The 3,369-nt window shown below is 55.9% G+C and carries 4 protein-coding genes; 1 reads left to right on the forward strand and 3 read right to left on the reverse strand.

The window, feature by feature from the left end:
* Nucleotides 1–55 precede the first annotated feature (55 nt).
* From PM2_RS29205 to PM2_RS29215, 3 genes are read right to left on the reverse strand one after another with little or no spacing between them, the layout of a single operon-like run.
* Nucleotides 56–1,345 (reverse strand): ISL3-like element ISPpu12 family transposase, encoded by a 1,290-nt coding sequence (locus tag PM2_RS29205; protein ID WP_004574636.1) that lies wholly within the window; start codon nt 1,343–1,345, stop codon nt 56–58.
* A gap of 21 nt (nt 1,346–1,366) precedes the next feature.
* Nucleotides 1,367–1,879: a signal peptidase II gene (gene lspA, locus PM2_RS29210; RefSeq protein WP_004574638.1), complete on the reverse strand. Its 513-nt coding sequence runs from the start codon at nt 1,877–1,879 to the stop codon at nt 1,367–1,369.
* A gap of 3 nt (nt 1,880–1,882) precedes the next feature.
* Nucleotides 1,883–2,779: a cation efflux transmembrane domain-containing protein gene (locus PM2_RS29215; protein WP_004574643.1), complete on the reverse strand. Its 897-nt coding sequence runs from the start codon at nt 2,777–2,779 to the stop codon at nt 1,883–1,885.
* A gap of 95 nt (nt 2,780–2,874) precedes the next feature.
* Here PM2_RS29215 and cadR point away from each other — a divergent pair, with 95 nt between their 5' ends.
* Nucleotides 2,875–3,282 (forward strand): Cd(II)/Pb(II)-responsive transcriptional regulator, encoded by a 408-nt coding sequence (cadR, locus tag PM2_RS29220; RefSeq protein ID WP_004364961.1) that lies wholly within the window; start codon nt 2,875–2,877, stop codon nt 3,280–3,282.
* Nucleotides 3,283–3,369: the final 87 nt, after the last annotated feature.

Here is a 3,369-nt window from a genome sequence, read left to right on the forward strand (position 1 = left end):
TATACGGATTTAATGGTTGATGGGGCACCTTCACCCCATCAATCTGATACCACCCTCAGATGGTTGATAGATCGACTCCGTAGTTGAGTTCCTCTGCGAAGTCCGGCAGTCCGTAACCGATGGTTTTCTTGTAGAAAGGAGAGACCTTCGCAGTCGGTGCCTTCTTCTTGTGCTTCGTGGTGTAGAGCATTCGTGCCCGCATCACCTCGAAGGAGTAACCGCGCCCTTCACGGTTCTTGTCCTTGGCCAGTCGGTTGATGGACTCCGTGTAAGCGTTGGTGACGGGCATGTCCGTCTCGAAGTAGGTCATGGTCTCTTCGCGCCAGTTTCCCACTGCCCTGACCAGATCGCTCCAGACTTCCTTTTGGCCCTTCGGGATGGTGGCTATCCACTCGTCCAGGGCGGCTTCTGCCTGGAGCCGTGTGGTGGCGTCCCAGATGCCGTAGAAGCGCTCCTTGTGCTCGTAGGCGGCCAGCAGTTGCGGGAACGCGCCTGTCCAGGTCTCCATGATGAGGCGCTCCCGGTCTGAGACTTCGTGAGCGCGTTTCAGCAGGATTTTCCGGTCTCCCTTGAGAGTCCGGCTCTGGGACGGTTTCAGCTCCTTTCTGAGGCCCTTGCGCACTCTCTCTAGGGCATCGTTGGCCATGCGCACCACATGGAACTTATCGACCACGATACGGGCCTGGGGCAGCACAGCCTTGACCGCTGCCCGGTAGGGGTTCCACATGTCCATGCTGACGATCTCGACCTTCTGCCGGTCTTTCAGCTTCATCAGGTAGTTGGTCACCACGTCCTGGCGGCGGGTGGCCAGCAGGTCGAGCAGGGTTCGCTCCTCAATGTTGGTCAGAATGCAGCGGTAGCGCTTGTTCAGGTATAGCTCGTCAATGCCCAGGATGCGGGGCGTCTCGAAGCGGTGCCAGCGCCCCAGGAACTCGGCGCGGGCGTTGAAGATGTCGCGCACCGTCTTCTCGTCCAGGCCGGTCTGTGCCGCCACAAAGGTGTAGGGGTGGTTGAAGGATTCCTTCTCCACGTACTCATGCAGCCGCAGTGTCATACGGAATCCGTCCACCATCTCCGGTAGCTGGGGCCTGAATGTTGTCTTGCAGGCCCGGCAGGTGTATCGGCGGCGGACCACCCAGAGAGTGACCCGCTTGCCGTGGATGGGCAGATCACGATAGGGAACGTCACGCTTGCCGAACCGTACGAACTCACCCTGCACGCCGCATTCCTCGCAGGCGATGGGATCGGGCACGTCCACCTGGAAGTGCATTTCGTCGTCGGTTGATTTGCAGCCCAGTACTTGGTATTGCGGCAGGTGAAGGATGTTGTCGGGAAGTTCGGTCATGGTGTTGTATAGGCGTAGGTGTCAGTCAGATCCATCCGGCTCGGCATTGGTGTTTGCTTTTTTACCCAACAAGCTGCTGGAAACGAAAAGTAAGGCACCGAGGACAATTGCAATATCAGCCAGGTTGAAGGCCGGCCAATGCCAGTCTCGCCAATAGAAATCAAAGGAATCCACAACATAGCCGCGAAAGACCCGGTCAATCAGGTTGCCCATGGCGCCACCGAGGATAAGACTGTAAGCGATGGCTTCTCCTTTATGACGATTTTCAAGGATCAGCTTGATCAGAAAAATCGAGACCACTACCGCGATTCCGATAAAAAAGTAGCGCTGCCAGCATCCACCATTCGCAAAAAGACTGAATGCGGCACCGGTGTTCCATAGGTGCACCCAGTTAAAGAACGGGGTCACCGAAACATACTCGCCATAGGCCATTGATTGCTGCACCAGCCACTTTACAGCCTGATCAGACGCTGCCAGCAGGCCCGATATGGACAATAGGGCATACGGCGAGAGCTTTTTGCCAATAATGAGCATTATTTAACCCTTCAACGCCAAAATGCGTCTGGCACCGTTAAGTACAATGCCCCCCGCGATGGTGCCGATAATCAGATCCGGATAATTGGAACCGGTCCACGCGACCAGGGCGCCGGCGGTGATGACCCCCAGGTTGATCACCACGTCGTTGGCCGAGAATATCCAGCTTGCCTTCATGTGCGCCCCGCCTTCCCGATGTTTGGATATGAGCAGCAGACAACTGGTATTGGCAATCAATGCGACGAATGCGATAGCCATCATCACCAGCGATTCAGGCTCACTACCGAATACAAAGCGTCTCACCACCTCTACGAGCACGCCCACAGCCAAGATCAGTTGCAGTACACCAGCAAGATGCGCGGCACGTACCTGCATTTTCACGCTATGTCCAACCGCATAAAGGGCAAGCCCGTACACCGCCGCATCGGCAAAATTGTCCAGGGATTCTCCAATCAGGCCGGTGGACTGGGCGATCAGACCGGCAGTCATTTCCACCACGAACAGAAGTGCATTGATGCCGAGCAACCAGCGCAGGGTCCCGGATTCTTGCTTAGCAGAAGCTGCCGAAAACTCGGCGGCCTTGATGGTCTCCGGATTTGCAGCGACGGTTTCCTGAAGCGAGGCGCCTAGCCCCAAGGTCTTCAGTTTCGAGGTGACGGGCTCGACCTCGCCGTCATGCACGACCTTCAGCCGGCGGTTCGACAAGTCGAAGGACAGCGCCCGAATCTCCTCAAAGCCGTTCAGGGCTAGGCGAATCATTCGTTCTTCTGATGGACAGTCCATCTTCGGCACGGCATAAACACTGACCCATCTCCCTGGCGCCTCGGAGGAGGCCTGTATATCGGTATCCGCTGCGGACGTTGCATCACCGCCACAGGCGCCACCACAGGATTTGCTCATGATACGACTCCACTTGAACAATGTTGTGGTACCATTTAAAACTATAAAGCTACTATAAGGTCAATAGAGTAAAGAATCCGTTGGGGAGGAGGCTGATGCGCATTGGTCAGTTGGCGCAGTTGGTAGGGGTCGAAACACAGACGATCCGCTTCTATGAACAGCAGGGCTTGTTGCCGCCGCCTGATCGGCAGGACAACGGTTACCGTGTCTATACCGAGAAGCATGGTGAGGGGCTGGCTTTCATCCGTCGCTGCAGAATCCTGGGCCTGTCACTGGCTGAGATTCACGAACTACAGAGCTATCAGGACGACCCTCATCAGCCTTGTACCGCCGTCAACGCCTTGCTCGATGATCACATCTCTCATGTGCGGTCGCAGATAACCGCTCTGCAAGCGCTTGAGAAACAACTCGTTTCACTGAGAGCGAGTTGCAACGATGACCGGGAAGTTGAGGCGTGTGGGGTTCTTGCTGGAATTAGCGAAGGAAACATGCACCAGCAGTAGGTGAAGCATCAACCAGATAATCCGATGAGATGCCGGTCTGTCTCACTCTCATGCAAAGGTAAGATCAACCATTTAATCCGCTTACCC

The sequence above is a fragment of the Pseudomonas monteilii NBRC 103158 = DSM 14164 genome, from assembly GCF_000730605.1.
In the GTDB taxonomy this organism is placed as follows: Bacteria; Pseudomonadota; Gammaproteobacteria; order Pseudomonadales; family Pseudomonadaceae; genus Aquipseudomonas; species Aquipseudomonas monteilii.

Coding starts and splice junctions, on each gene's coding strand:
- PM2_RS29205 (WP_004574636.1), bottom strand. CDS start 1,345: ATGACCGAACTTCCCGACAACATCCTTCACCTGCCGCAATACCAAGTA.
- lspA (WP_004574638.1), bottom strand. CDS start 1,879: ATGCTCATTATTGGCAAAAAGCTCTCGCCGTATGCCCTATTGTCCATA.
- PM2_RS29215 (WP_004574643.1), bottom strand. CDS start 2,779: ATGAGCAAATCCTGTGGTGGCGCCTGTGGCGGTGATGCAACGTCCGCA.
- cadR (WP_004364961.1), top strand. CDS start 2,875: ATGCGCATTGGTCAGTTGGCGCAGTTGGTAGGGGTCGAAACACAGACG.